This is a genomic window from Bacillus sp. JJ1764 (genome assembly GCF_036962145.1).
Lineage (GTDB): Bacteria > Bacillota > Bacilli > Bacillales > Cytobacillaceae > Neobacillus.
In genome coordinates this window covers 10,658-11,211 of the sequence record NZ_JBALNY010000143.1, presented here as the reverse complement: position 1 = coordinate 11,211, position 554 = coordinate 10,658, and the positions used below count along the sequence as shown (strand labels likewise).

Genomic DNA, 554 nt, shown 5'->3' with positions numbered 1-554 from the left:
TTTCATCCCCTTCATGAAAGACAAATCTAATCAGCTCCCCCAGAAATCCGTCCCTCATCGCTTTAAAAGTACACCGAACTCCCAAAAATATCCACCCATTCAATGATTTTATATTTTCTAAATTTCCTATATAATGTGGATAACGATTTTTAAGGGGTGGAGCTGATGGAGATGGAAGAAATTTATGGCGATTTGCCTGTATTGGAAACAGAGCGACTCATTTTAAGAAAGATTACTCAAAATGATCTAATGGACATGTACTCCTATGCCTCCAATCCCCAAGTGACACGATTTGTTACATGGGATACCCACCAGTCCCTTGCAGACACTCAAACATTCATTGATTATGTTTTCCATCATTATGAAAATCAAAAAATAGCTCCATGGGGAATAGAATACAAGGGAACCAGTAGATTAATAGGCACGATTGACTTTGTAACCTGGAATCAACACCATAAAACTGCTGAAATCGGTTATGTGATTCATCCTAATTTTTGGGGAAAAGGAATTACTACAGAAGCAGCGAAGAAACTGATCCAATTTGGTTTTGTTAA

1 protein-coding gene is annotated in these 554 nt (G+C 37.5%); it reads left to right on the top strand.

Annotation, left to right across the window (positions count from 1 at the left end; genetic code table 11):
- Positions 1-165: 165 nt before the first annotated feature.
- Positions 166-554, top strand: a 389-nt coding sequence (locus V7083_RS18650) for a GNAT family N-acetyltransferase (RefSeq protein WP_335480722.1), incomplete at its 3' end; no start/stop codon positions are given.